The 26712-nt window shown below is 32.8% G+C and carries 32 protein-coding genes, 1 pseudogene and 1 other annotated feature; of the genes and pseudogenes, 9 read left to right on the top strand and 24 right to left on the bottom strand.

All coding sequences use genetic code 11. The features are described 5' to 3' along the window. The first annotated feature begins 51 nt into the window (after positions 1-51). A complete protein-coding gene (locus H9650_RS07550) occupies positions 52-288 on the top strand; it encodes a hypothetical protein (protein WP_191696910.1) in 237 nt (78 codons plus the stop codon). Positions 289-388: 100 nt separating this feature from the next. On the opposite strand, the gene H9650_RS07545 is transcribed toward H9650_RS07550, so the two are convergent. The 7 genes from H9650_RS07545 to H9650_RS07520 form a co-directional block, all read right to left on the bottom strand. Beyond that, positions 389-703, bottom strand: a complete 315-nt coding sequence (locus tag H9650_RS07545) for a hypothetical protein (protein WP_191696909.1) — start codon at positions 701-703, stop codon at positions 389-391. A 119-nt stretch (positions 704-822) separates the two neighbouring features. Further along, entirely contained in the window at positions 823-1134 is a 312-nt protein-coding gene (locus H9650_RS07540) for a hypothetical protein (RefSeq protein WP_191696908.1), read from the bottom strand. A 96-nt stretch (positions 1135-1230) separates the two neighbouring features. Beyond that, on the bottom strand, positions 1231-1413 hold the full coding sequence (locus H9650_RS07535; protein ID WP_191696907.1) for a hypothetical protein: 183 nt from the start codon (positions 1411-1413) through the stop codon (positions 1231-1233). 178 nt (positions 1414-1591) lie between these two features. Beyond that, positions 1592-1906 carry a hypothetical protein gene (locus tag H9650_RS07530; protein WP_191696906.1) on the bottom strand — a complete coding sequence of 105 codons (315 nt, stop codon included), beginning with the start codon at positions 1904-1906 and terminating at the stop codon, positions 1592-1594. A 118-nt stretch (positions 1907-2024) separates the two neighbouring features. Beyond that, positions 2025-2357, bottom strand: a complete 333-nt coding sequence (locus H9650_RS20420; protein ID WP_225215959.1) for an alpha/beta fold hydrolase — start codon at positions 2355-2357, stop codon at positions 2025-2027. Next, the gene (locus tag H9650_RS07525; protein ID WP_225215958.1) at positions 2321-2881 is read right to left on the bottom strand and encodes an alpha/beta fold hydrolase; all 561 of its coding nucleotides are present in this window, start codon (positions 2879-2881) and stop codon (positions 2321-2323) included. The genes H9650_RS20420 and H9650_RS07525 overlap by 37 nt, the downstream gene beginning before the upstream one ends. 137 nt (positions 2882-3018) lie before the next feature. Next, complete coding sequence (locus tag H9650_RS07520; protein WP_191696905.1) at positions 3019-3591, bottom strand: hypothetical protein; 573 nt, start codon at positions 3589-3591, stop codon at positions 3019-3021. Between the two features lie 165 nt (positions 3592-3756). On the opposite strand from H9650_RS07520, the gene xerA reads away from it, so the two are divergent. Continuing rightward, positions 3757-4596 carry a site-specific tyrosine recombinase/integron integrase gene (gene xerA, locus H9650_RS07515; RefSeq protein WP_191696904.1) on the top strand — a complete coding sequence of 280 codons (840 nt, stop codon included), beginning with the start codon at positions 3757-3759 and terminating at the stop codon, positions 4594-4596. 76 nt (positions 4597-4672) lie between these two features. On the opposite strand, the gene H9650_RS07510 is transcribed toward xerA, so the two are convergent. From H9650_RS07510 to H9650_RS07490, 5 genes are all read right to left on the bottom strand, one after another. Then, positions 4673-4948, bottom strand: a complete 276-nt coding sequence (locus tag H9650_RS07510) for a hypothetical protein (protein WP_151109569.1) — start codon at positions 4946-4948, stop codon at positions 4673-4675. Between the two features lie 92 nt (positions 4949-5040). Beyond that, positions 5041-5541, bottom strand: a complete 501-nt coding sequence (locus H9650_RS07505) for a hypothetical protein (RefSeq protein ID WP_191696903.1) — start codon at positions 5539-5541, stop codon at positions 5041-5043. Positions 5542-5602: 61 nt separating this feature from the next. Then, the gene (locus H9650_RS07500) at positions 5603-5848 is read right to left on the bottom strand and encodes a cold-shock protein (protein ID WP_151109561.1); all 246 of its coding nucleotides are present in this window, start codon (positions 5846-5848) and stop codon (positions 5603-5605) included. A 133-nt stretch (positions 5849-5981) separates the two neighbouring features. Next, entirely contained in the window at positions 5982-6452 is a 471-nt protein-coding gene (locus H9650_RS07495; RefSeq protein WP_225215957.1) for a hypothetical protein, read from the bottom strand. Positions 6453-6938: 486 nt separating this feature from the next. Then, a complete protein-coding gene (locus tag H9650_RS07490; RefSeq protein WP_191696902.1) occupies positions 6939-7433 on the bottom strand; it encodes a hypothetical protein in 495 nt (164 codons plus the stop codon). A 541-nt stretch (positions 7434-7974) separates the two neighbouring features. Between H9650_RS07490 and H9650_RS07485 the strand changes: the two are divergent. Next, positions 7975-8370 (top strand): annotated as a pseudogene (locus H9650_RS07485) (tyrosine-type recombinase/integrase); the annotation flags it as partial. A gap of 210 nt (positions 8371-8580) precedes the next feature. On the opposite strand, the gene H9650_RS07480 reads toward H9650_RS07485, so the two are convergent. The 3 genes from H9650_RS07480 to H9650_RS07470 all read right to left on the bottom strand — a co-directional run bounded on the left by H9650_RS07480 (position 8581) and on the right by H9650_RS07470 (position 10905). Continuing rightward, positions 8581-9174 (bottom strand): hypothetical protein, encoded by a 594-nt coding sequence (locus H9650_RS07480; protein WP_191696901.1) that lies wholly within the window; start codon positions 9172-9174, stop codon positions 8581-8583. A 235-nt stretch (positions 9175-9409) separates the two neighbouring features. Continuing rightward, a complete protein-coding gene (locus H9650_RS07475) occupies positions 9410-9829 on the bottom strand; it encodes a hypothetical protein (RefSeq protein ID WP_191696900.1) in 420 nt (139 codons plus the stop codon). Between the two features lie 206 nt (positions 9830-10035). After that, complete coding sequence (locus H9650_RS07470) at positions 10036-10905, bottom strand: GNAT family N-acetyltransferase (protein ID WP_191696899.1); 870 nt, start codon at positions 10903-10905, stop codon at positions 10036-10038. A gap of 248 nt (positions 10906-11153) precedes the next feature. Between H9650_RS07470 and H9650_RS07465 the strand changes: the two genes are divergently transcribed. From H9650_RS07465 to H9650_RS07455, 3 genes are all read left to right on the top strand, one after another. Further along, entirely contained in the window at positions 11154-11957 is an 804-nt protein-coding gene (locus H9650_RS07465) for a HipA domain-containing protein (protein WP_191696898.1), read from the top strand. Between the two features lie 8 nt (positions 11958-11965). Beyond that, positions 11966-12361, top strand: coding sequence for a hypothetical protein (locus H9650_RS07460; protein WP_225215956.1), 396 nt, complete (start codon positions 11966-11968; stop codon positions 12359-12361). Positions 12362-12694: 333 nt separating this feature from the next. Next, positions 12695-13075 (top strand): VOC family protein, encoded by a 381-nt coding sequence (locus H9650_RS07455; protein WP_191696897.1) that lies wholly within the window; start codon positions 12695-12697, stop codon positions 13073-13075. Between the two features lie 274 nt (positions 13076-13349). On the opposite strand, the gene H9650_RS07450 is transcribed toward H9650_RS07455, so the two are convergent. Beyond that, positions 13350-14585, bottom strand: a complete 1236-nt coding sequence (locus tag H9650_RS07450) for a sensor histidine kinase (RefSeq protein ID WP_151109543.1) — start codon at positions 14583-14585, stop codon at positions 13350-13352. 198 nt (positions 14586-14783) lie between these two features. On the opposite strand from H9650_RS07450, the gene H9650_RS07445 reads away from it, so the two are divergent. Next, on the top strand, positions 14784-15083 hold the full coding sequence (locus H9650_RS07445; protein WP_144536092.1) for a hypothetical protein: 300 nt from the start codon (positions 14784-14786) through the stop codon (positions 15081-15083). Between the two features lie 105 nt (positions 15084-15188). Here the strand turns inward: H9650_RS07445 and H9650_RS07440 are convergent, their stop codons facing one another. After that, on the bottom strand, positions 15189-15683 hold the full coding sequence (locus H9650_RS07440) for an NUDIX domain-containing protein (RefSeq protein ID WP_191696896.1): 495 nt from the start codon (positions 15681-15683) through the stop codon (positions 15189-15191). Positions 15684-15846: 163 nt separating this feature from the next. After that, complete coding sequence (locus tag H9650_RS07435) at positions 15847-16680, bottom strand: DUF2785 domain-containing protein (protein ID WP_191696895.1); 834 nt, start codon at positions 16678-16680, stop codon at positions 15847-15849. 253 nt (positions 16681-16933) lie between these two features. Here H9650_RS07435 and H9650_RS07430 point away from each other — a divergent pair, with 253 nt between their 5' ends. Further along, positions 16934-17656 (top strand): YiiX/YebB-like N1pC/P60 family cysteine hydrolase, encoded by a 723-nt coding sequence (locus H9650_RS07430; RefSeq protein WP_151109538.1) that lies wholly within the window; start codon positions 16934-16936, stop codon positions 17654-17656. Positions 17657-17725: 69 nt separating this feature from the next. Continuing rightward, the gene (locus tag H9650_RS07425) at positions 17726-18928 is read left to right on the top strand and encodes a hypothetical protein (protein ID WP_151109536.1); all 1203 of its coding nucleotides are present in this window, start codon (positions 17726-17728) and stop codon (positions 18926-18928) included. Positions 18929-18993: 65 nt separating this feature from the next. Here H9650_RS07425 and H9650_RS07420 read toward each other — a convergent pair whose 3' ends face one another. The 6 genes from H9650_RS07420 to H9650_RS07395 form a co-directional block, all read right to left on the bottom strand. After that, positions 18994-19440 (bottom strand): GNAT family N-acetyltransferase, encoded by a 447-nt coding sequence (locus tag H9650_RS07420; protein ID WP_151109534.1) that lies wholly within the window; start codon positions 19438-19440, stop codon positions 18994-18996. A gap of 370 nt (positions 19441-19810) precedes the next feature. Further along, positions 19811-20284 carry a DinB family protein gene (locus H9650_RS07415; RefSeq protein WP_151109532.1) on the bottom strand — a complete coding sequence of 158 codons (474 nt, stop codon included), beginning with the start codon at positions 20282-20284 and terminating at the stop codon, positions 19811-19813. Between the two features lie 91 nt (positions 20285-20375). Then, the gene (metG, locus tag H9650_RS07410; RefSeq protein WP_151109530.1) at positions 20376-22016 is read right to left on the bottom strand and encodes a methionine--tRNA ligase; all 1641 of its coding nucleotides are present in this window, start codon (positions 22014-22016) and stop codon (positions 20376-20378) included. 88 nt (positions 22017-22104) lie between these two features. Continuing rightward, positions 22105-22367, bottom strand: a binding site (T-box leader). Between the two features lie 145 nt (positions 22368-22512). Continuing rightward, the gene (locus H9650_RS07405; protein ID WP_144536078.1) at positions 22513-23865 is read right to left on the bottom strand and encodes an amidohydrolase family protein; all 1353 of its coding nucleotides are present in this window, start codon (positions 23863-23865) and stop codon (positions 22513-22515) included. 420 nt (positions 23866-24285) lie between these two features. Beyond that, positions 24286-25146: a serine/threonine protein kinase gene (locus H9650_RS07400; protein ID WP_191696894.1), complete on the bottom strand. Its 861-nt coding sequence runs from the start codon at positions 25144-25146 to the stop codon at positions 24286-24288. A gap of 180 nt (positions 25147-25326) precedes the next feature. After that, positions 25327-26265, bottom strand: coding sequence for a DUF2268 domain-containing protein (locus H9650_RS07395; protein WP_191696893.1), 939 nt, complete (start codon positions 26263-26265; stop codon positions 25327-25329). Between the last annotated feature and the right edge of the window lie 447 nt (positions 26266-26712).

The following is a 26712-nucleotide window of genomic DNA, read 5'->3' as shown; positions in this document are numbered from 1 at the left end:
ATATAAGGTTAGCCAGATTCAGCTCATTCTGTCAGAGGATCTAAAACCTATTTGGGAGCCCTGTATAGGCGTACTGCATCAAGAAAAGGTAAAAAGCGTGCAGGAATATCAGTCGCTCATGCCATTTTAAGAATCAGCTACTATCTCCTAACACGCAAAGAAATGTATGTAGACTTAGGTGAAGATTATTTTGATAAGCAAAAAGAACAATCGATTGTACGATATTCTGTTCGAAGACTTGAAAACTTAGGTTACAACGTTACAATCACTGAACCAAATGCCTCCTAATCCAACCCACAATTTGATTCTCATTTTGGCGCTGCACTTTTTTAAAAAATAATTGAGCTGCGTCAGATTTCGTATTGCCTTTTTCTCTAAATCGAAGGTTTTAATTTTCATGGGAGTTGAAGAAGAAACTCAGTACTGGAGGTAAGAATAACAGACTAATTGCAGTGAAAATAAGTATTTTAGAAATTAATTTCGGTAGTTTTTCTCTATCTTTTCCTTTATTCCTTCCTCTAAATTGCAATTTATTTCTATATAGCACCAAAAACAGAATCAGAATAGAGACATAAGGTGTCCAACCATATCTTTCAATATCAATGCCAATCTCTAAATATATACTTCCAAAAAAAATAACCCATATGCTACTAACCAATACGAACATAACTAAAATTAGTGCTGACTCTAAAAAGACTCTCATAGCACTCTCCTAATTTTTATCTAATTAGTTTAACCCTTTATTTCACTAACCTACCCAATAGTACAATATGGAAAAGGTTGCCTAAGCAGCTCTAAAATCTTTACTAAAGCACCCATAGTTCAAAAAATAATGAATAATGGAATGAAAATTAAACCAATTACAATCCATACACTAAGTTGATTATCAATCCGTTTATCTAAAAATTTAAAATGTCCTTCAAACCTTTTGGAAAAATAACTTAGAGTTAAGAAAACTAGTGCAAATATCAAAATTTTGAACCATACATTCTCTGTAATCACAGGTTCAATAAAATAAAAATAAATACCAAACGTAATCATAGCCGTTAATAATTGTATCAAGCTGAATAGTCTCAATTGAATCAACTCCGTTTTTGCCATACTCCCTACATTAACTACTTCGACATCTTTCAAAAAATGCCTTCTTGTGCTAACCTGCACCGTTAGTTCAATAAGAAAAAGGCTTTACCCTCATTGAAGTAAAGCACCCGTTATTTCAATAAGAGCTAATTAAAAGCTAGCAAGAATTGAAATAGTAAAAACAATATAGGCTAAAGATAAACTAACAATAATAGTATTAGTAGAAGTATCTTCATTATTTTTTACTTTATTAATAATAGTAACTAAATTTATGCAGATAATTATCGCAAGTATTGGATTAATAACAATTCCTAATTCTGCAAAGCGATACACATTATTCACTTCCTCCCATTTTTCTTATTCAACTAAACTGCTGCGTTAGTTTAAGTGTAACATTTCACAATGCAAATCTGGGATCAACTTAATGGGACATAGAAATAGACCATCAAACTGATGGCCATATTTTGCTAAAGTACCCGTTACTTTAAGTATATTTTCACAAATCTCTTTATTATAAAGTTAAATCATCAGCAAATACCTCAAGTCCATAACTTTTCATATCACGAGAATCTAAAATGTCTCTAAAGTATTCCTCTGCTTGTTCTTTGTATTGTGTTTTTTCAATTCTAACTGTAAAGATTTTTTCTTCTGGACTTAACCCTATAGCATGCACAGTAAATTTCTCTTTTGCATCATCAAAAATTTGACCAGAAAACATTTCATCAATACTATTTGCATTCTCGTTCCCTATAAATTCATCTTGTATTATAAAGAGGATAAGTCCAGTGGTTACAAATATACATAATCCTATAATTACCTTCTTCAAAAAATCACCTCCAAATTTATTTATTCGCCATTTATCTATAATTACCTTCTTCAACTAATCTGCTGCTTTAGTTCAATAAGAAAAAAAGGCTTTACTCCTTCTTGAAGTAAAGCACCCGTTAGCTTAACAAGCTAGTGTTAAAAAAATCATGAGCAATTTTATTGATTTCATTTGGTTTTTCCAAAACGGTCCAATGACCACACTTCTCTATTTCAATTAACTTTGCATGAGGAATATGTTCTAACAGTAATTTTTCTGCTAAATTAGGAGTTAATATGTCGTGGCTTCCTTGTGCAATTAAGATAGGGATATTATTGATAGCATCTAATCTATTGGTTAAGTCATAGTTATCTAGGATGTCCTTTCCAATTGCATCATTTACTGTTGGATTTATAGATGTTTTTGCTTTCCTCTTTAATGATCCCTCTGAATAAACATAATATTTATCCAAACCAATAAAATATCTTCGATTGTTGAATCCCCTCTTTTGAGTCTAACCTCTAAATTAGAGAGATTTACTTTATCTTTTTTCGACAACCTTTTTTCTAATTCTTCTCCAAAGATTTTAAATCCTTCAGCAGTAACACCTATTGCAGCAGTTAGAAAAATCTTATTTACCTTTTCTGGATAAGTAGTTGCATATAGTAGAGCCAGCATTGAACCCCAGGACTCTCCGAATAGATTTATTTTCTCTAGTCTTAATTCTTTCCGTAATAATTCCAATGCATTTACTTCATCCTTCATCGAATATTGATTATCTATGGATGGTTCTGATTTCCCACAACCTCTTTGATCATAAAAGACTAATTTAAACTTACGAGATAAGGGTAAAACATGTGGTAGGAAAAAACGTTGTTCGCTTCCAGGTCCACCGTGCAGGAAAACAATAGCTTCTCCATCACCTATTGTATTAACATGTAATCCTTGAAAATCAACATTAATTAAATTGACAGTCTTCTTATCTGAATTAGTCATTTTTCTTCTCCCTCCCAATGATATTTTCTTTATAATTCTTCAAAACTAAAATACAATTCTTTTTTAACTACCTGCTTCTTTATTTCAATAAGAAAAAAGGCTTTACTCCTTCTTGAAGTAAAGCACCCGTTCAATAATTATTCGTACCCACCTTTGGACTCTGGGAGTGATTTATATTCACTCTTGCTTTTAATTATATTAAAGACATAATTTCTCAACTCAATTAGCTGTTTTGCATCGTTCGTTGGTTCGCAGTATTCCTCTGAAAATAAGTGACTTATCGTTTCACCATTAATAATAATTTTCCACTCATCTTCTCCGTGCGGTTCTTGCATACAAGCCGCTCCGTTTATAGGTTTAGGTGTAAATTCCTTCGTTTCGGCTATATTAATTTCTTGCATTTTCTCATAAATAGCTTTCATTTCTTCTTCTGTTAAGATAACCTCTGTTGTTGCAGTACCATCTGCTATTAAATCCTTGGTCACCGTTCCTTCAAAAGTATTAATTTCATTCTTTTTTTGAACGCCGGACTGAATAGAAAAATTAAAATCACTAGGCATATCTTTTGGCATATTTTTAGTAGGAGAGCTGGTTACATTTTTAGAAATTTCGTTGTTGGACTCCTTCTCTTTACCATTTTGTTGGCAGCCCAATAATCCTATTGATAAAAATATCAAAGACAAAATTAAGCTAAGTTTTTTCAGTATCATCACTCCTTTTGTAATTAGACATAATTTCATAGTTTTCGTTTCAATATATCTTGTGTTAATTTGTTCAACTAACCTGCTGCTTTAATAAAAATACACGCCCTATGTCTATAATTCTATTAAGTTGGCAATAATCCTTTTAATAGTACTATTTTAGGGGGAATGGAATTGTTACTGTCAAAAGCATGGGCTTCGTTTGAAGCGGATAAGCGAATAGAGGGCTTTTCGCCACAAACGTTGAAAGCCTACCAATTACAGTCTTCATTACTAATTGATTATTTTAAAGATGTAGAGATGGCATTGCTGGATACAAATCAACTAAAGGAATATCTTGCTATATCCTGTAAGCATTTAAAACCAGCCAGTCTTGCACATCGTATCCGCTTTATGAAATCATTTTTTCGTTGGTCTCATGAAGAAGGCTTTCTTAGTAAGAATCCCACTTCCAAGATTAAAGAACCCAAAATAGGGAAGCGGATACCTAAGTATTTAACCGAACGGGAGATTGAACACCTTCGTGAATCCTGTCATTCCCCAATAGAAAAAGCAATTTTTGAATTCATGTTTTCTACCGGTTGTCGAATTGGCGAAATAGTTTCCTTAGAAAAGAACCATATTAATTGGTCCAATCAATCCGCGATCGTGAGAGGAAAGGGTGATAAGGAAAGGGAAGTTTATTTTAATACACGTTGTGATATTTGGCTTAAACGCTATATAGAAAGCCGTAATGACCATAATCCAGCAATCTTTGTAACTGCAAGACAGCCACATAAAATGAGTGTCGCCCAAATGAGATACATCATCAAGCGGATCTCCAATCGTGCGGAAATTAATAAAGAGATTCATCCACATCAACTTAGACACAGCTACGCAACTCATTTGATGAATAATGGAGCTCCTATTGAAGTCATACAAAGTCTTATGGGACATGAGAAAAGTGAAACAACTAGGATCTACGCTCAATTAAGCGGAAGGCTAAGGAAAGAGTATTATCAGAAATACTTTTAATTATAAAGGAGCAACGTCATAATGACGTTGCTCTATTTGACTAACGCACCCGTTAGTTGAAGAAGAAAAACTCCTTTTATCCTTGATTTTTTACAAATTGAAGAATTAAAAAGTTAACCCAAGTTATTATGGGAATCGCAAATATCAAGACAGGAAGATCAGTATGCCCAAAACCAAATATTTTTGCTTCATCATCTATACTATATAGGACCCATGTTGTTCCTGATAAAAACAATAAATTTGTTATAAACGCTGAAAACATGCTAATCCTTTTGTTGTTTTTCTTTTTTATTATCCAAACAGACACCATCGTCGAGATAAGTAAAGAAAGTAAAATTATGATGTAATTCAACTCTATACCTCCCTATATTCTTGTTTAACTAACCTGCTGCTTTAATTCAATAAGAAAAAAAGGCTTTACTCCTTCTTGAAGTAAAGCACCCGTTAGTTGAAGTATTTACCTTTCTTCTCATTAATGATGGTCGAGAATTCTTCATATTCTTTAATTACTTGCTTCGATAAGGGGTGAGAATCTTCTTCTACTCCTATAGGAATTCCTTTACTGCGTTGTTCTTGAAGGTATTCTGAAAAACCTTTATCTATTGCTTTAACAAAATTCTCAAAATTAAATTTATAATTGCGAGTAATGTATTCGCCTTCGTAGTAAGTTGAATGTTCAATAAGTTCATGGTAAGTTGAATGTTCAATAAGTAAATCTTCATCCTCTACAGTAAAATAATATCTCACCGCAAAACCGAAACTGCTTATTTCAGTTTCGTTCATTTTTCCATTCCATAGCTGTAACAGAAAAAATAATAAAGAAGGAAATGAAAAGAATGCAATCATAAATTTAAAACGGACTTCTTGACCATCCCCATTTAATTTAATTTCAATATCGCCAAGTCTAAAATCTATATCAAAACGACATACATATTGGTTTTCCAAAAAATCACTCCTTTAATTTCCTTATTGAAGTAAAGCTACCCATTAGTTGAATAAGATTTTTTTAGTCAGAGATGATGAATACATTTTCTGCAACTTGCTCTTGGTCGGTAGAATTTGGGTTTTCAATTAAATCAAAGGATACTTTTTGACCTTGTTTAAGGAATATGAACCCATTCGGAAATCTTTCTTTATCAGGTAAAATCGAACTGAAATGAACAAAAACATGATTTCCATCCTCACCGTCAAGCATAATACGACCATAACCCTTTTCTTCTTTAAACCATTTAACAATTCCCTCTCGTTTCATATCTGTTCGACCTCCAATTCATTTTTTTACTCAACTAAACTGCCGCGCTAGTTAACTAAGAAAAAAGGCTTTACTCCTTCTTGAAGTAAAGCATCTCGTTAGCTTAATAAGAATTAATCAAGTTTGCCTTTTATTATTTTTTATTACTTTTTTCTTCCCATATTTTTATTAAGTTTTCGTGATATTCATTTGGACTTTCTATTAAAATCCAATCATTTGAATGGCAAGTTGTGGGCATCCATTTTTTACGACGAATTCTTATCTTTTCGTGATTTGTATAGTGTGGATAAATAACTGTAGAGGTTCCAGTTTTACCTTTATAATATTCAATACTATCTATTTCATCCCAATAAACTTTATTACCGTTCAAATCAATTACAATTCCTTCATCATCCCAATAAAATCCCATTCCCTCTCTTCTTTTTTTTAATAGGTATATAGCGTACCCAATAAGAAGAAATGGAAAAATGAATCCAATAATTAATGTGTAAGAAAGTCCACCCTCTTTTAAACCTAAAATAGTCAATATACAAAATAATATTCCAAAAGACATAAACCCCAATATAGGTACCCAAGAAATTCTATAAATTCTAACTTGTTCCAAATATAACAACACCTTTTTATACTGATTTATTGTTATTTTATCAGTTTTTCTTATTGAACTAAACTGCTTCGTTAGTTCAATAAGAAAAAAGGCTTTACCCCTTCCGAAGTAAAACACAACGTAGACAAACTAAGATTTACTCTTAATTAAATCTATTAAATAATACATAAGTGCAATTAAAAATGATAGCACTATAATAATTATTGTACCGAAAGTAAAAATCCAAATTTCGATATGGTCACCGCTATCAAACAAACCACTCAATAGAAAAAATAAAATTACACTAGCTAGTAATGTTAAGAAAAATTTACTAATATATCTTGACATATTCTACCCCTTCTACAATTCAACTATAATTACTATTTCGACACTCGGTCAAATTTACCTCTTATTAAACTAAACTGCGCCGTTAGTTAAATAAGAATAAAGACTTTACTCCTTCTTGAAGTAAAGCACCTCGCTAGTTAAAAAAGATATTATTCAAATTTAATCAATTGAAATAAGACCATTCGTAATTGTTATAAAGTTTGCGTTACCACCGACAATACAAATTATATATTCCCCATCCACCTTCACATCAAAAGAGGTTGTCAGTTTATCAGAAACGGGGGCTGAAAAAATCTCTGTATATTTCTCATTTAATATGTATCCAACCCCAGTATGACTTAAGCCATCGGGGATTATGGTTAAATCCACCAATACATTATCTCCTTCTTTTAATTTCAACCCCTGGCTTTCTCCATTTAATAAGAAAATATCACCATTGTTCAAATCCTCATTTTCAAAATAATGGTTATTTCGGGATTTCTCTTTCAATGTAATATTAATTTTATTCCAGTTCTTTAGAAATTCATCATCAATTTTAACTTCATTTGTTTCTTCGGCTTCTTTTTCAGAAGTGTCCTTGTTGACTAACAATATGGCCAACGCAGATATTCCAAGAAGTGCTACGACTATAATGCTAAACAGGTAATTTTTCATAAACTCATTCCTTTCACTAAGTCTTTTTCTTTAAATTTCCTGATTATTACTGTTTCGACAACCAATCAATAGTTCCTGCTTAAGATATTGCCCAAGTTATCGAAGGTTGACTAATTAAAATCACTTTAATCAAGACATCTGAGACGATACCAGGAATGGTTAATCACCAAGAGCCCTCATGTTTTAATAAAAGGCTCTTACTCTCCTGCTACTATTAAGCTAAAGAGTGCAATAATAAAAGCTTTCTTAACCATTCTTTATAATGATAAATATATTAATGAACCTATATATGAAGGCTTTAGAAAAGCAACTGTTCGGAAAGATGAACGTCCAAACCGAAACCTGGGTCCCAAAGAAGTAATCTTTAAGCTGTCTTCCTTCAAAAAATAGAACATCACGTGAAGTTTGCAATTGTGCATGTATTGTCTACTACGGGAATTAGAAATGAAGAATTTTGTAAGTTGCAGGTAAATGACTTGAAAAGAGATACTATCTTGGGAGGACATTATCTAGAAATCATAGGTAAAGGAACAAGCGTAGGCAAGTACCAGTGAAAGAGAAAGTGCTTAATAGCATTAAAGCATTTCGCCGCTCTAGAGGATTACCACCTATAGAAAAAGCAGAATCGAATGCTCCTTTATTTACTACAAACACAGGTAAAGCCTATACCCCCTCCTACCTAGCGCAATATGTAAAAAAAGAAAATGCAAAGTTGTATCTTAACCTGAAGGATGAAGTAGTAGAACTGACACCACATTACTTTCGACACGCTTTTGCCATTATTTCACGACTAAATAAAGTAGAGATATATGACATTATGAAATCGCTAGGACATGAACGGTTAGAAACAACGGAAATTTATTTAGAAAAAGTATTCGCAAAAGAAAACCATCCTGTTCATAGTTGGAAACCGGAGTTGTTTGGAGAGTATATATAATAAGAAGAGATTCAATTTTACAAGTTATTCTACTAACCTCATACAGCAAAAAATAAAAGCAACCATTTTGAAAGAGATTGTTCAAAATGGTTGCTTTCTTTCGTCATGATTTTCTCGATTATTAAGTGTTCCTTATTCAATTAAAGCACCCTTTAGTTTAAGAAGAACTGAGACGCTTATTAAACAATCGCGCCCGATAGCTTCAAACTTTTATTTATGAGATACATCATAAAAAACGGTGGTATAGTAATCAAAACCTGCCCAGAAATCTCCTTGTAAATTACCTAACATCCTTTGCAAATCACTTCTCGAAAAAAATTTTCCGTTTCTTATAAATCTAATCCGCTCTTCCAAGTTCAAGAAATTATTTATGCTGTCAACCAGGTATATCCTTTCTTCTCTGGAATAATCTCCTTCAGAAACAAGGTCTAACAGGGTATTTCTTGCCTGTTGTACTTCGAAAAGCATTCTATCCAGTTTATCTTTGTCAATTGTTTTGGAGTCCGTGCCGATCAGCCATTCTTGTTCAAAAATCGGAAGAATAAATTGAGTTCGATTTACGGTAGGATTGTAATTATCACTTCCTAAATCCTTTTTTAGATCCTTCTCATAGGCAGCTTTAAACTCGCCAATCTCTTCTTCGTAGGTTTTGCCATTATGAGTTCCCGAACCAGGATGATATGTAAAGCTTTGATGGATGCTAAAAAGCGATAATGGATAATACCATGATATGAAAGCTATAACAAGTACAATAAATACTCCTGAACCTATCCTCCAGACCTTCCGTTTACGTTTTGTATTCATATAAATCCCCCTTTATCTTCAGACTAATCCGCTTGTTTATTCAGATGGTTATATAACCATCTGGCTCGATTGTTGAATACAAGTTAAACAACACTCTTCAACTAACCTGCTTCGTTAGTTTCAGTGTAACATTTCACAAAGCATATCTGGGATCAACTTAATGTTTTGGACATAAAAATAGACCATCGAAACGATGGCCAAGATTTGCTAAAGCAACTCGTTAGCTGAATAAGAATTATCCATTTATTTTGCATAGGAAAATTTTTAAGGGGTTATTGTTTTCTTCTACCCCTTCATCTTCCTCACGAATATCTTCAACGGGAAAGCCATCGTGATAAGGAAAACTAAGAAATTCTTCAATGACAGGTTCGAGGTTATCAATAGTTTCAATTTCACAACTGAACGGTAGCTTAGAATCATAATCCGATATTAAATTAAATCTTAATTGTGCAGCTTGCCAATCGAACCATACATAAAAAAGCATACCCTTATTAGACATTTTAATTTGTTTACTTCTGTTGGAAATAACCTCTCTAAAAAAATCTTTAAAATCCTTAACACTCAACTTAATATTCATTTCGTTACTAACAGAAATTGACCAAGTGTTGTTTGATATTTCTTGGTCTATGTCCTCTTTACTATTTCCAATAAACAAAGGGTCAACCACAATTTCTTCAAGGTCTTGAAAGAATTCATTTTTATCTATATTGTCTCCCTATCAAAACAGCTTTTATTAACTCTATTTTACCATTTCTTATTGAACTATACCTGCACCTTTAGTTCAATAAGAATAAGAGCTGTCTATGCAGCTCAATGCTCTTCAAGTAAAGCATCCGTTAGTTCAATAAAGATATTGCTAACTTAACCAAAGACTTGTGCAGTAATAGCAAATAACTCTTTATTCCTATATGGCATATTAATAGAGTTCTTTATCATTATCGGAGGATTACTAACTTTTACAAATCCACTTTTCTCCAAGAATAACATTAACTTGTCATTATTGGATGGCACGTCAATCCTTAACTTTCCTTGATGATTAAGAATTAACCCATCGATTATTAAAGCAGCTGTTTGTGAATCTGGTGCTACAATAGGTCCTATTAATAGATTTATTGGTCCTAATATGGATAATCCGAATCCAATAATCTTCCCCTTTAGATTTCTAACAACTAAACATTGTTTTGATTGATTTATCCTGTTAAGAAGTAATTTTCTTCTCTTATCACCAAATGCAGCCGAATCTAATTCAATAATTTCATTAATATCATTCTCACTGTATTTCTCTAAGGTAATTTCTCGATTATTAAACAAGTTAGTTGGAATATAGTTATCACTTAAAAACTTATGTACATGGTCGACAGTATTAAAACCCAATTTTTCATATAAGGGTTTCCCATCTTCAGTTGAAATTAACATTATTGAAGTATTTTGAGAAACACTGTCTATACATTTTTGAGTAGCCTTTTTTCCTAAGGCTAAACCTCTATATTTTTCATTAACAATAACCATACCAATTGAAGCTAAATCAGTATCATAAGGTATTATTGCAGCACTCGAAACAATTTTCCCATCAGCATTTTTATGTCCGTATATTTTACCAGATGACATAACAGTTCTAATTTCATGCTCATCATAATCCCAACCAACTGAGGCAGAAAGTTCTATTAAACCTAAGACATCATATTTATCAAATTCCACTAATTCTAATACTGTTTTATTGTCTGTATGCATTAGAAATACCCCTAGTTTTATTTCTATTCTTATCATAATTTCCTATCTAGCCTTATTCAACTAAACTGCACCGTTAGTTTAAGAAGAAAAAAGGTTTTATCAAACTTATTGGAGAACTAATTGCAACTGGGCTGAGGAGAGAGAAACTTGTGGAGAAGTTTTAAAATAAAACAAATGGGTTAAATGATGAAAAACCTTATTTTTAACTATATAATATAAGAAACTCAAGTAAATTGGACGTGAGATGCATGGAAGAAATTCATATACCAGCAGATAATATTCGTATTATTAGTACTTCAAGTAAAGGTGACCAATCAAAATGGTGTGTCGGAGATAAGTGGGTTAAACAAAATACTCGTGGCTACGAGGGACAAGCCGAAGTATTAGCATCACTTGTGTTAGCATGCTCTACATTACAAGAAAAAGATTATGTAAACTACTATCCTTGTAAAATTATTTTACCAAATGGTGAAATTTCCATGGGCTGTTATTCGCAGGATTTCAGAGGTAAGCTACAAGAAGTCACGCTTGAGCGTTTATTTGAGGCAAACTTTACGACGACCGACCATGTCCTTAACGATAAATCTCTTTCTACACAAGAAAAGTTTGAGCAAATTATGCAACAAGTGCAGGACTTTACCGGACTGAATGTACGAGAAGATATTGCTCAATTAGTAGCGTTTGATGCACTCATTTTAAACGAAGATCGTCATACGAATAACATTTTATTCTTATACAATCCTGTTACCAAAGTATGGAGACTCGCACCGATTTTTGATAATGGACTAAGTTTGCTATCCGATGAAAAGGACTATCCACTAGGTAAACCATTATCAATTTTAAAAAGAAAAGTGAAAGCAAAACCATTTAACTCAAGCTTTACTAAACAGCTCGCACTCTATACCGGTTCAGCATTCATCTATAAAGCTAAATTATTAGAAACACTAAAAATAAATTCAATTGATTTTGGTCGAGCACAACAAGTGTTACTATCACAGTTAAACGACCCTATCTTCAAACATCTTTTCATTGAAGGAAGTGAATCAAATTGATTGATTATATGAAGTTCGAGGTCATGTGGATGGACGATGTAATTGCTACAGTTGATTTAAAACCCGCAAATGGTGGCACACCTTATGTCGTGAACTATATAGTAGACTTTAATAAACAATTTTCACCGATTATGGAAGGTCATATTACGCTAGAAGAACTGGAGAAGTGGCTTAAATGGCGTACGTTTCCACCAACACGTGCCAATGCCGATGAGTTACTCAAGAGTCTTGGTTTGCAAGCGTATAATCGTTGGGGCATTGTTCGGAAAACACATGGTGTAATGGCAGATGATGAGATTTGGCTTCGTTTTAAAGGCGAAACCTTAACACATAAGGATGTTTGCCTCCGTAAAGACCTTTATTATCCTGATTCATCCGGTGAAAATACCCAAATAATTATCTAATTTAAAAGCCGCTGCTTCAATGAGCAGCGGTCTTTTTGTTGACTAATCATCTACAATCGAGTATATAGTATCATTACAAATATGTTAATAACATTAAATCACCAACTTATTAATATTTTTTCGTGTTCTACTAAACTCCGATTTTGGTTATTACACATTATTTACGGAATGTGAAGTAACTTAAAACCCCCTAAATTTAAAATGTAGAATATATTCAGCCCTTTGAATGAATAATAAAACAATTAAATTTAGTATTATTAACATTGGAAACACGAATTATATTCACTCGTTATCACTTTGATGTAACTATTTTTTATCTATGGAGGTTTGAAAATGGATGTTTATATGCGTTTAGAATTGTTCGTACAAAATTTGAAAAGGTCTGTTGACTTTTATAAAAACGTAATTCAATTAGATTTATATTCTCAAAATGAAACTAGTGCTAGATTTAGATCCAAAAATCTCAATATACTTTTAACGCAACAAAATATTCTTTCAAAGGACCATTATTTCAGTAATATTAGCACCTCCCGAAAAGGAGTTGGTGTAGAGATAATCATTATTGTTCCTGATATTCAAAGTTTTCATCAACGTGTAAGTGAGATGAAAATTGAATTAGAATCCCAACTAAAACAACAAGAATGGGGCCTGAAAGATTTTCGTTTGGTCGATCCAGATGGATATTATTTAAGAATCTCTTCACCCCCTAACTGATCACTCTGTTTTATTTACTTTTATTATATTTAAAATGATTTAACCTTTCTTTAAGGATGATAGTTTTACCTTTCGTCTATTGTGACTATTGCTACGATCTTTCTACGAACAACGAGTTACATTATTCTATCTAAAGTCGATTGACTACATAAAAAAACACCACAACTGACACATACCTTATTAAAGGTTGTATCAATTGCGGTGCTTTTATTAAACATATTATTATAATTTCAAAAACGTATTTTTAATAGAACCAGTTACTTTTAACTCTTTTTTAAACTGGTATAGTTATAGTAAATATAGTCCCTTTTCCTTTTTGACTTTTTACTTCTACATTTCCTTTTAATGTGGAAATTGTCCCATATACCATTAGCATACCTAATCCTGTACCCTCTTTTTTATTAGAATAATAAGGTTTCCCCAACTGGCTTATTTCTTCGGAAGTCATGCCTATTCCTTCATCCTCTATCGTAATGATTAGATTTTTTCCTTGCTGTTCGGCCCGTACAAGAAGAAGTCCCCCCTTGCCTTTCATTGATTCTACACCATTTTTTAGTAGATTAATTATGCACTGTTTCATTTGATTTTGATCAAATTTAATCTTCACTGTGTTCTGAAATAATAGCAAGATTTCGACTTCATGGAATTTAGCATAAGGCATCATAACATTTTTAACGTATACTAATTCCTCTTCTAATGTAGATTGAACCATATGAACCGATTGAGGCTTAGCAAATGCTAAAAAATCATTTAGTATGTTTTCAGCTCTATTTAACTCCTTCAAAGAATAATCAATATAAACTTTATCATTTGGAGTAATATCTTTTGAGACGCTTAATAATTGTAAAAAGCCATTTGTTACAGTTAGAGGATTTCTTATTTCATGAGAGACACTCGCAGATAATTCGCTCATCACATGCAACCTCTCCGCTCGAAGAAAATTATCTCGCTGTTTAATATTAGATAAAATTTTCTCGACCATACTCAAGTTAAACAACATAACTATGACATATGTAACAATAATATAAGCAGCAACAGTCCAATATTCAGTAGTTAGTTTGTCAAAAAAAGTAGTAAGAGAAATTAAATAAGTCAAATCGTTGATTAATACCATTAAAATACCAGTGAATATTCTCTTCTTAGGGGAATAATTAATAAACCTTTTGTGCATTAGTGGAACAATAGCAAAAGCTACAGTTGAGAAAATAAAGGATTGTATAACTCCTTCTCCCCCTACAAAAAAACGTACTATATTTAAAATAATATAAAGTGGAAACAATTTCTTATAGCCACCGTAAAGAGCCAAAGTGAAAAACGGTATGTATCTTAAATCAACTGTAAAACCTAATTCTAATCTAATTGGATAAATCATGCATAAAATCATTGATATTGATGAAGATAGTATGAAAAAGTATATATATTCTTTTCTCTTTTTGTTATCTAAAAAGACGACAAAAAGTAGAACAGGTAAAGTAATAAATAATATATTAATCAGAAAAGTTTGTAGCAACCGAATGCCTCCTTTCAGCATCAAAAATTCTCATAAGACTAAATTATATCATATATATTATCCATGTTTTTATATTACATTTTTTCTAATAATAAGATTCTTGAAGAAAAAAGTTTAAAGTTATTATAATGAGGTAGACATAAAGTAGGCCTAACACATTAAGTAAATAAAAGAACAATTTGAATGGAGGAATTTAAGATGAAGAAAAGAATATTCGCTTTACCAATAGTTTTAAGTTCAGCATTATTGTTAGGAGCTTGTGGAGATGATGATGATGCAGATATCAATGATATTGAAGTAGAAGACCCAACTCTTGAAGATGACGGACAAAACGATTCTGGTTTGGATTCAGAAAATGAAGGAGAAGTAGATACGCAGGACGACCAAGATAGTACAACAGGTACTGATGGAACGGACGACACCACTGGCGCAGAAAATAGTGAAACAGAAGGCACTGAAACAGAGGCTGTTCCAGATAGTTCAACTGAAGCTAAATAATAACCAAACGCTCCAAACCTTAATGGTTTGGAGCGTTTTATTTTTCTTTATAAACTAATTACTATTAAAAATCATTTTTATTGTAAATTCATTTCATTCGTTCTATTAATTATTAATGATTTCTGCTTCTCTTAATATAGTTATAATTAGTTCATGATCATCAATTACGTATGGTACTTCCTCTGGTTCGACCCAAATACGTGTAGTTGCTTCATTCTCTCTTAAAAAGGGAAAGCAATCTTCAATATCTAAACGATAGAATAATTGATAGCCGATGAGAGGGTATTTACCATTTACTATATAAAAAGGATTGTCTTTGTGGTTAACCTCAATCGCTCCAATATAAGTTGCATCTCCTTTGACATAGCCTTCTTCGTAAATTTCTCTATGGAGAGTTTCTTCAGGAGTTTCATTAGCTTCTACATGTCCGCCTGGCATATTAAATCCTCTATTTTTCACTCGAACTAATAACACTTTTCCTGCATGAAAACAACAACCGTGAACACTAGTCACAATATCTTCTTTCAGGACTACCTTTGAAGGCTGCCATATTAGCTTGACTGGATGCCCTCCCCACACTACTGTTATTTCATTAGTCATTACGGGCTCCTTTTTTCTAACAAAGAATCCTTCATTTAATTGAGGACATTTTTATGTATAATGTATGTATATAATTACTTTTGTTCTAATTACTAAAATATATTAGTACATAAAAAATAAATACTGAAGCATCCACTTCATCCTACGCTTGAGATTAGAAACATTACTCCCTTTTATACATAGCGTTATGTAAGTTTTTTAAGGATTTTTTAATTTGAAGCTGTGTATTTATACTTTCTCCACGATACGATAAACGAAAATACAGTGACTTTAAGAAGTTCATGACATTAGACCTATATTTATAAAAGGTTAAAGAATTCTCTTCACGACTTACTGTTGGGTCTAATAATTTTTCAAAGTTGTGCACCCAATCTATAAGTATCTCCTCCGATAATCCTTTTTCTAAAAGTGCCTCTACTGCAAAGAGTAGCCGCTCATCCTCATCGTCCTGGAAAACATAATCCTTCCAAATACATGCAGTTATTGTTGTAAGGCATTTCTCACTATTTAACAAATTGAAGGATGGGTGGCTAATAAGAGTTTCTAACAGATCTGCTCCATGGGCAATACTATGCGCCCATCCTTTCCCTTCTACATAACCTCTTACATCTTTTTCTGATTGTAAGTATATAATCGTTTTTTCAAACACTTCTTCTAACAGCTGTTTTTCCAAAAATCCTTTTGTTTTATCCTTTTCTACTATCAAAGCTATTACTAATGACGAAAACGACCTTGTAAACACAGTGTCGGTTTCTACTTCACCTATACCTTTAAACAAATACTCCTTCGATAAACAACTAATCAGGACTTTTTCCATGAGTTCATTCGATAATTTATTGTCCTTTATTAAAAGATAAAATGAAGAGTAAATTAAACTGTCTCTTAGCTCAGCATCGATTGTTCCTATATTTTTAAGCATTTCTGTTACTAGTTCTTCTAAGTTATCTATCTCTCCTTTTTTACTTTGCCATTTTCTTAATACAGATTTTATCTCCATTATCATTCTCCTTAATAACATTCTCTTTTATTAAATTCAAGACAAAGGGATACTTTTCCTGCTTGTTGTTCTAGAGGAAAATATTTTTCCCACTAAACGATATATCTTTTCTGTACATTTATCAGAATATCATCATTATTACTTAAAAAATTATTAACAACTCTTTTATTACCTAATATTTTTCCCAATTGTAAAATTATACAATTAAATTAATATTATAGATGAAGTAAAAATATGAAAAAGGAGTTGTATTATGAAAAAATCATTCGCAGCTTTATCATTCACGGCAATGTTATTAGCTTCAACTTCCTTTAGTGGTGCCTCTGCCAACAGTTACTCGTACCTTGACGAAATTTTGACACTCCAGCCAGACGTTTCTAGCAATGAATTAATGTCCAGCGTAGAAGAAATTGCAAAAAACACTGGAGAAGCAGAGCAACAAATTTTAGAACAAATCTACAAAGAGTTAAAGAACGATCAAGCTCAGGGATTGGCAGAAGCAAAATCCAATCAAACAAGCGGTGATAGTGGCGGGACTGTAAGCGTAGGCAACAGTACAAAAGGTAACTTCTACTACACGCCTTCACAAACTGCATACCTTGATCATGGGCACGTAGGCTTATATTACACTTCCACAACTATAGTAGAATCCGTGCCATCAGCTGGAGTACGTACTATTTCCACTACAGCTCGTAAAGTGGATAGTTCAGGCGCATTAGTCAAATCAGTAAGTACTACTACAACTAATAGAAATAATGCAGCGAACTGGGCATACTCACAGGTAGGACAGAGTTATTCATACAATTTCGCTACCAATCGTTCTACTGGTCACAATGGAGCTAAAAACTGCTCTAAACTTATCTGGTCGGCTTATAAACTTAATGGTAATTTAGATTTAGATGATGATGGAGGCCTTGGTGTATATCCAAGAGACGTTAGAGATGCTCCTAGTACAAAATTAGTTAGAAATATTTAAAACAAAATGGCAATAGGCACAAATAGCATTGCTGCCTATTGTCATTTAACCTTTAGGAGGGTTATATAAATGAAAAGAAATATTATAACTATTATTGGAATGTTTGGCCTAGGGGTTTTCTTTTATTTTACTTACACTTTATTTTTCAACCCTACAAGCGCAGATAGTAATTTGCTTCTATCTATAGCTGATTTGGAGAAGGAAAATTTTTTACATAATAAAAAAGCTATTATCTACCTGTCTACTACCGCTGATCAGGATATTGACGGAGAAGGATTTAGCTTTGCGGTTTTTATCGATCAGAAAGGTAAGGCACAAGCGCTAAAAATGGAAGGCTTGGAGTTAGGTAGCACGGCTGTTTATGAAAACAGTGTTTTTCTAGAGGAAAAAAACAAGGTACGGATAGTTGGGGAGGATTATAAAGAATTTCCAATGAAAACGGACCAATACACTGGTGAGCGTACTGGTTTTATCGAGAACAAAAATATATTTTTTAGTATTTATAATAGTGGATTCACTCAAGACGGAAGCGGCTATCTTTCTGATGTCCGTTTTGGAAACAAAGAAAAATTTCAAACAGATAGCATTCCCTTTTATATTGCTTCCTCTGGGATAGAAGGCGACAAAGTTAATATACTTACACAGGATGTTGATAAAAACCAATTCGATTTAAGGCAAGTTACTTTTGATAGTTCATTAGAGGTCGATCATTTGACTATGTTAGACACACCAAAGAATGAATTTTTTAATTCATTGGCTCCTTTGCTTTCAGATAAAAAAAATTATTATTTGATACTTTCATCTGTAATTGATGATTTTAACGAAAAAACTTCCCTTTACCGAATTGCAAAGGATACTTATGAGCAGGAGGTTTATGATTTTATAGAATATAAAGACATGAAGGATTTGGTGTCCACTATTCCTTATAATTTTAAAAACTCTGCTCATATTCACCAAGACGTTTTGTATTTTATCAATGGTCTAGGAGATGTATATACATTCGATACAAAAAACGAAGAAATTCAAAAGAAATTTTCCATAGAAAATGCTAGTAAATCAAAAATCAGACACAACGAGGAAACTTATTTTAAAGATAACTCACTTTATGTGCTAAGATATAGCGATGAAAAAAAAGAAAAATACTATTTAGAGGAATATAATTTAGACAATGGTAGCCGTGTAAATACTTTAGATATTACTGGTTTCCACGATTTATTATCAAGTGTTCAAAAGAAAAGTATTTATTCTTACGATCTAAAAGTTTTAGAATAGTTAAAGACCGCTCCATCTAAAGAAAACAAAAAGGAAGCACCAAATTGGTTCTTCCTTTTACTAATTTATTCATTTATATATTTGACAACGGCCATCTCTTTTCCAAACCTATCACCATTATTGATGAACCCAAGTTTTGAATATAGATTATGTGCTCCTAGATTGTCCGGGTGATAACCAACTACCATTTTTTTCACATCAGGTAGTTTAGACATTTCGAAAAGCATCAGTTCTGAAGCAATCCTTCCAATGCCCTTCCCTTGAAATTTCTTATCAATCATTATTCTATATATCCAGTAGCCATCAAGCTCTTCTTTAACCGAATTATACATTAGAAATCCAACTATAGCTCCATCACAAATAATCGCATATGGCTTTAAGGTAACTTCAAACTTGGACTGTGCGATTGAGATTGCATTTGTATCTATATATTCTTTCTGTTCCTCAGAAATTTCTAGTTGGCAGCATTCATACCAGTTTTCTGAACTTAATTCTTGTAATCTTATTTCCACAAAGTTTCCCCTTTTTGATGGTTGAACGCTAAATTTAACTAATTTAAATAGGACTTTCACCTTTTTTGTTTTGTAATCCCAAACTAATTAGTTTATTTATCATATTGAACGCCCCCCTGTTAAAAATTAAATTGATTATACTTTCCGATTATAACATAAGCTAGATTATAATTTTTCTATCCATTATAAATTTTCAGACTCTTGAAATTTAGTAGCTTTTTCGTCTGCGTAAACAAGTTAGGTCGATTTCACTAATAAAGTCTGGCCGTTAAGATAAAATGAAGTTCTTTATTGTAATCGTACCTAGATTGCTTTATTAACCCCATGCTCATAAAAAAACCACCTTTATTTTAATAAAGGTGGTTCTACATTACATTTGTTGTTCTTTTGTTGGTCCCATTACTCCTGGAACTTCTAAACCAGCTTGACGAAGTAACACGGTCATTTGACCACGGTGATGAGTTTGGTGGTCAACGATTTTACGTAAAATTTGCCCACGCTCTAACGTTGTACCGAAAGCTGGAACTCCCTCCACTAAATCTTTGTCTGTTAAAGAAGAGGCTGCATTTACAAGTGATTTTGCCATATTATCATAAGCTGTCACAATTGCTTTTGCTGATGCTGGTATTTCTTTAGGATTACCCACTGTAGGTAATTCAAGCTTAGCAAACTTTGCTAAGAAAATCGGTGCTGTTGTTAAATGCCAAGCTAACCAACCAAGTGTGTTATGATTTTCTACTATTGCTTGATCTAGCTTATCGTCTGTCATAGCCTTAAAAACATTTGCTGTTCCTTCCGCCGACATTGTCCATTCCTGTATAAAATCCTCTACTTTACGATACATTAATATACGCCTCCTTCATAGTTTCCTTTTTAATTTTAAATAAAATAATTGCTTATTCAAGGAAAAGGACTTGAAACAACATATATGCTTGTTAGGCATTGTTAACATTCTTATTCAATTGATCAAATTCATCTTGAATAACCAAGGTGTCAATTCTTTCAAATAGAGGAGTAATGTTCTCTATCGTTTTCCCTTTGACATGAACTGGCTCCCATTGGAAATTGTCCATTCTCAATATCTTCCGTACTTCTTCACTAGAAAAGGGCAAAAACGGGAATAACAATTGAGCGACATTTCCAATTATATAAACGCAAGTTGTTATAGTATTTTTACTTGTATCCCTTTCTTCTTTAATTTGTAGCCAAGGTTTTTGCTCGTCAAAGTATTTGTTAGCATCCCGAATATAGGTAAAAATAGTTTCTAAGGCTGTTTTAAAATGAGCCTCTTCTATTAATTTGCCGATTCTAATATACAAGCTTTCGGTTTGTTTTATGATTAAATCATTAATTTCTTCTTCGGGTATCTGACCTGCATATGATTTTTCTATAAACTTTAATGTACGATTGATAAAGTTGCCATATGCACCTAATAGCTCCCCATTATGACTATGAATAAATTCTCTCCAGGAAAAATCTGTATCTCTATTTTCCGGAGCATTAATTGTTAAGAAATACCTTATAGAATCAGGATGATATTTTTCCAAAATATAAGGAGCCCAAACTGCCCAGTTTTGGCTAGTAGATATTTTTTTCTTTTCCAATGTTAGATATTCATTAGATACGATATGTGTTGGAAGAGCTTTATGACCGATTCCCTTTAGTATCGCTGGCCAGATAAGTGTATGAAAAGGTATGTTATCCTTTCCATGAACGTAGTAAGATATCGTCGCTTCATCCCAAAAGCTTTGTACATCCTTATTATTTTGTAATCCCCACTCCTTACTCGCTGAATAATATCCAGAAACAGCTTCAATCCACACGTAAATTTTCTTTTCTTCATAGCCTTTTATAGGAATACTTACTCCGTTTGGAAGATCTCTTGAAGCCGCCCGATCTTTAAGGCCCTCACTCAAATATCGCTCTGTCAGTTGAACGGCATTGTCTCGCCATGCATTGCTTTTCTTAGAAACCTTCACATAGTTCTCCAGTTGCTCCTGAAAGCTGCCTAGTTCAAAATAAAAATGTTCTGTTTTTCGTATACTCGGTTCATTACCACAGAGTTTACAGCTTCTGTTTGTTAAATCTAAAGGGTCTAAAATTAAAGAACAGCTGTCACATTGATCTCCTCTAGCCTTGCTTCCACAGTTCGGACAAGTTCCTTCTACATATCGATCCGGTAAAAACTGCCTATCCACTTCACAATACGTTTGTTCTATTTCTTTCTTGTAAATATAACCATTCTTCCATAGCTTTAAAAAAATATCTTGTACGACAGCGTGATGATTGGGGCTATCTGTTCTGGTAAACATATCAAACGTAAAGCCCAAACGTTTAAAGGTATCAACAAACTCATTATGGTAGCGATCTGCTATTACTTTTGTTGTACTACCTTCAGAGTTAGCGCGAATGGAAATTGGCGTACCATTACAATCACTCCCAGAAACGTATAATACATCTTCTCCTTTTAACCTAAAATACCTAGCTAATATATCTCCTGGTAACAATGCAGCTATGTGCCCCAAATGTAACGAACCATTGGCATACGGCCACGCTCCCCCTATTAAAATACTCATTTTTATCTCTCCTTATTTAAGATACTCTTTTATAAAATCTAACGTTTAAATCATTCCATAAAAAAAACCTCCCCCCTATCGAATAATCGATAAGGACGAGGGTTAAATATCCCGTGGTACCACCTTAATGCTCAAATAGCTCACACTACTTGACTCCATAAGTACATAGCAAGAATGCCTTTATACTTTGACATTGATAACAAGTGTCAACTCTTGTCGTATCCTACTAGTCGCAAAACGTTCAGTACGAAGCTCCGAGATCATGTTCAAATAATTAGTTTGCCTCATTTCCACCGTCAGAAGCTCTCTTTATAACATCATTATTTTACTTTTCCTCTTCAACGCTTTTCATATTAAGAGAATTATATTGACTTTCTTTGAAAAAATCAACACTTACTTTCCATTTTTCTAGTTTTAAGTTTAAAGTATGTAGAAACGTAGAAAGGTCTAACTAATTTTATTTACAATTTCCTAAAACTTTTTAGTTTAATTAATATTAGCTAGATTTATAATTTGTATCTAGAAAACTATTCATAAATTCCTCAACGGATTTTTTTATGTTTTCCTCTGTTGGAACCTTATCAAGCAAGTCGTCCTGTGAATATACGGTACCACCTTTGATAATAAAATGAATTTCTTTCGTATTACGTATGTCTTTTAATGGATTTTTTTCAAGTACTACCATATCCGCGATTGTGCCTTCTTGAATAACCCCTATATCTTGCCTATCTAGTGCTTCAGCTGCTTTAATCGTGGCAGTTCGTAATGCATCTATTTCAGATAAACCAATTTCTACAAATAATTCTAGCTCTCGGTGTAATGCCATACCAGGAAATGTAAATATACCAGCAGGGGTATCAGATCCAGCAACCACTGTCCCACCTAATTCGAAATAAGCCTTTGTAATTGCCTTGTTATAAGTATGTTGTATGCCTAACGAATTTAATGAGCTAGTATTTTCTATAAATCTTCTCCAATGTTGCATCAACACAGCATTCTCTTTTAGTTTGTTCATTATTTTTTCTTCTGGATACCAGTAATTCCTCATTAAATTTACTTGATCATACAAAACCATTGTCGGACAAAGCACTACTTTATTTTCCACAAGTATTTTACATACCTCTATAATTTTTTGCATGTCAGGATTTTTCCAATCAATTGTCTCCCATATATTTTCGTCTGCTTGCATAGTCCAGTTAGGAAAAATATTTTTTATAATACCTGAAGCATGCTCGTTCCATTTAATACCCATTTTTGCTGCCTCTGTGGCAGTAACCTCTATTGAATGTACTAAATCACAGCTAACTTCCTTATGAAGAAGTTTTGCTTCCTCCACGACTATTTTCATCATTTCTTTTTTCAACCAACCATACACTTTGATAAAATCTGCTCCCGCTTCAACCTGTCTTTTAACCTCAGCTCTTGCACTACAAGCATCATTAATATTTATGTTCCAAGGACTATTCTCTCCCCATAACCCCGGTGGTCCATCAATAATTCTATCTGCTGAGATAATTCTTGGGGTAGGTGCCCCGCTGGATGCGTTAATTATTTTTTTTAACTCTCCGATGTTACCTCCTGTGTTTCTAACTGTTGTAACACCAGAGGCAGTGAAAATAGGGGCATAGTCCCCTTTCATATGTACATGCATATCAATCAAACCAGGAATAACAAATCTTCTTTTCAAATCATAAATAACTGCTTTTTTATGAATATAGCCAATAGGCTTATGTGCAGAAACAATCTTTGTAATAAAACCATTTTGAATAAGAAGATGAGAATAAATTGTTTTACCAGTTACAACATCGATCACATTTGCATTTTTTAATAACAATACAGAATTCTCCATGGCACACTTTCCTTTTCTCCCAGAATATGTGTAGCTTCTAATCTAATTAAAAGATTTATATCTTTGGTTTCAAAGGCAAACTGATTGATGGGCATTTCATTATATTTGAATATTTGTTCCTATATAATAAAATGCCTTCTTCTTAAAATCTCAGATAGTACATCCTAAAAAGAAGCTTCTCTTTCTTTTCCCCTTGTATGAGTGTTTATAAACAATATCTGAATTTTTTCTTGTTATATAATTTGGCTATCATAGGCCATTCATCAATTCTTTTTCAATAAATTTAATAACAAAACAGCAATATTCTTAGCATATTTTGTTTGTAGAACAATATTATTTTGGGCTTGAAATTAACTATTTATTACTATTCTAGCTTACATATTTATTTTCCTTTAAATAAATTAAAAACATAAAATATAATTAATCCTTGAAAGAAAACTCTTTATCTACAACTAACTTCCATTCTGTGAAGAAATCTACAATTGAAGAATAACGATTGTCTTTTTCAATCTCTACTGCCCTTCTAGCAACACTATATAATTCTTTTCCTGCTTCCCACTGGTTATATGAACGGTCAAGAGCACCACCTAAAATATAAAAAGCGATGGCACCCATATTAAAAACATTCGAACGTGCATCAATTTCTGCACACATCTTAAACTCTTCTGGTGACATAAACCTTGACGAACCCCAAAGCCTACCTTTTTCATTATAGAATGGTTTAGAATGGTACAAATCTACATCACATATTTTTGTCTTATGCTGTTGAAAATCGTATAAAATACTTCCATCATAAAAGTCTATTGCTGCATAATTACTTTTTTCTACATGTACATGAAACTCAAAAATAGTAGAAAGAGACTTTATTCGTACTTCTAAAGGCAGCAGCTTAAACCTCTGACAAGCTGGACAATGAGCCATATTCTTTTGTATATTTAGGCCATCAAACCATTCATACACAAGTGCATATCCTTCTTCCATCTCTCGGTGTTCTACTAGTTTAACTAAATGTGGATGATCTAATGCTTCGTACACAACTTTTGCATTTTTAAGTTTATTAATTGCTTCCCCTGGTTTTCCCTTGTAATTTACAGGAGCGGCGCCAGCATATTTAACGAAGTTCTTTAAACCATCTTTTATCACCAAAAAAGAGAGATTTCCTGAATCCTGTCGGTCAAACACACAAAAAACCTCTCCATAATCATGTATCCATCGAAAATCATGGATATCTTTTAATGGAAAAGATACTCCGTCTAATATTACCGTTTGCCCATTTCTCATATTAAATTTGGTAACTCCTCTCTCAGCAATCTTTATAAAAAGTCGAGTGCATAACAAGAAGAATACCGATTTTCTAAAAGCTCAAAAAATATCCTCTTATGAAACAATTGTCTAGCAAAAAGTATTACCCTTATTTTTCTTTTGTTTGTTAGAGTACGTTAGACAGAGGAATTTCATAAACTAATCTACATACTTACTTTTAGCTAGTATTTCTTGTGCAGACATTTTGGTCCATTCTTCTGTAGAAACGTCATGATTTTTCTCCAAAAAGCTTCGCATTATCTCATAACCAATTTTGTAATTGGTCCATTTGGCTATTCCTTTAAAATGATTACCGACGAAAAGGAAATCCCAAATTTCTGATTCCTCTGATTCTAAGTTTTCTTTGAAAACTTTCCAGCCCTGCTCCTCATAATAACCAGAAAGTGGCTGTTGCCAAACCGGTTCCATTTGTGGATAGATGATTTTGGCAAAGGTATCTGCCTTCCCCTCCAATATACATCGCTCTAGTAATGTGGTAGCGTCTCCGCTCTCCATAGCAACCGTATGATGGTATTCATGAGCAACCGTATACTTTAAGGCCAGCTCTGTGAAGGACGGGTTAATCTTTAGATAAAAATGTTCCTTACCAAATGTTCCACCAGCCACGTAGTCCAAGTCTTTTAGGGATGCTTCCTCTTCTACAAAGGAAGGAAATACGTAAATCGTCTTATCTACTCCAGAAAGCCTGTCTGAGGATTCCTCTAATGCTTCTTGGATCCATTTATTTATTTCCTGCTTATTACTTTTTAATTTTTCTAGATATTCTCTTATTTGTTCTAGTTTCTTTGGAGCTGGTATCTCTTCGTACAAAGAAACAGTGTGATTAGAATTTATTGCAAATGCCTTCTTAACCTCTTGATTAAATAACGCCTCTATATTACTAGGCTCTTTTTCAGCCTTATCAACAAAGTTCTCATATTCCTCGAAGAAAGTATATATTTCAAATTGCTGACCATTATGTTCCATTAAAATCGGGTTCTCATGAGTTGGATTATTTGGTTTTACTGTTTCCTCTGTGCATCCAGAAAATATTACAAACATACATATTAAAATAACAAGCTTCATCAAATTATTCATAGCTTTCCCTCAGATTCATTAGTAACTATGCTACTACTATTAATGGGCAGAAATATTTTGTAGTAGATTATTATGCACTAACATATTCTCGGCAATAAATACTTCTACCACTATCAAAAAAGCTTACAACCATTTTATTTAGGATTGTTTCTTGTAGAATATCGCCTTAACCAAATAGGCGTGGCAGTAAAAGGGTAAAACATACAAGTTAACTTCCATTTACTTGGTTGATGAAAATCATCTATTTTAAATTAGTAGAAGAATCAACTTTATAGGTTTCCTTGCCTATTAATCTCTCTTCAATTAGCAGAGTAGAATTTTCTTCATTGTAACTTACTGATAACCGTTCCAATGGAAATAAGTTAACATTGTAAAAACTAAAAGAATGGTTAAAACACAAAGTATGTCAATCTTGGAATTGTCTTTTGATTTTTTTCATTTGCCAAT

Origin of the sequence: Psychrobacillus faecigallinarum (assembly GCF_014836595.1) — a bacterium.
GTDB classification, from domain to species: Bacteria; Bacillota; Bacilli; order Bacillales_A; family Planococcaceae; genus Psychrobacillus; species Psychrobacillus faecigallinarum.
The sequence above is the reverse complement of the archived record's forward strand: the minus strand, read 5'-3'. Positions and strand labels throughout refer to the sequence as shown.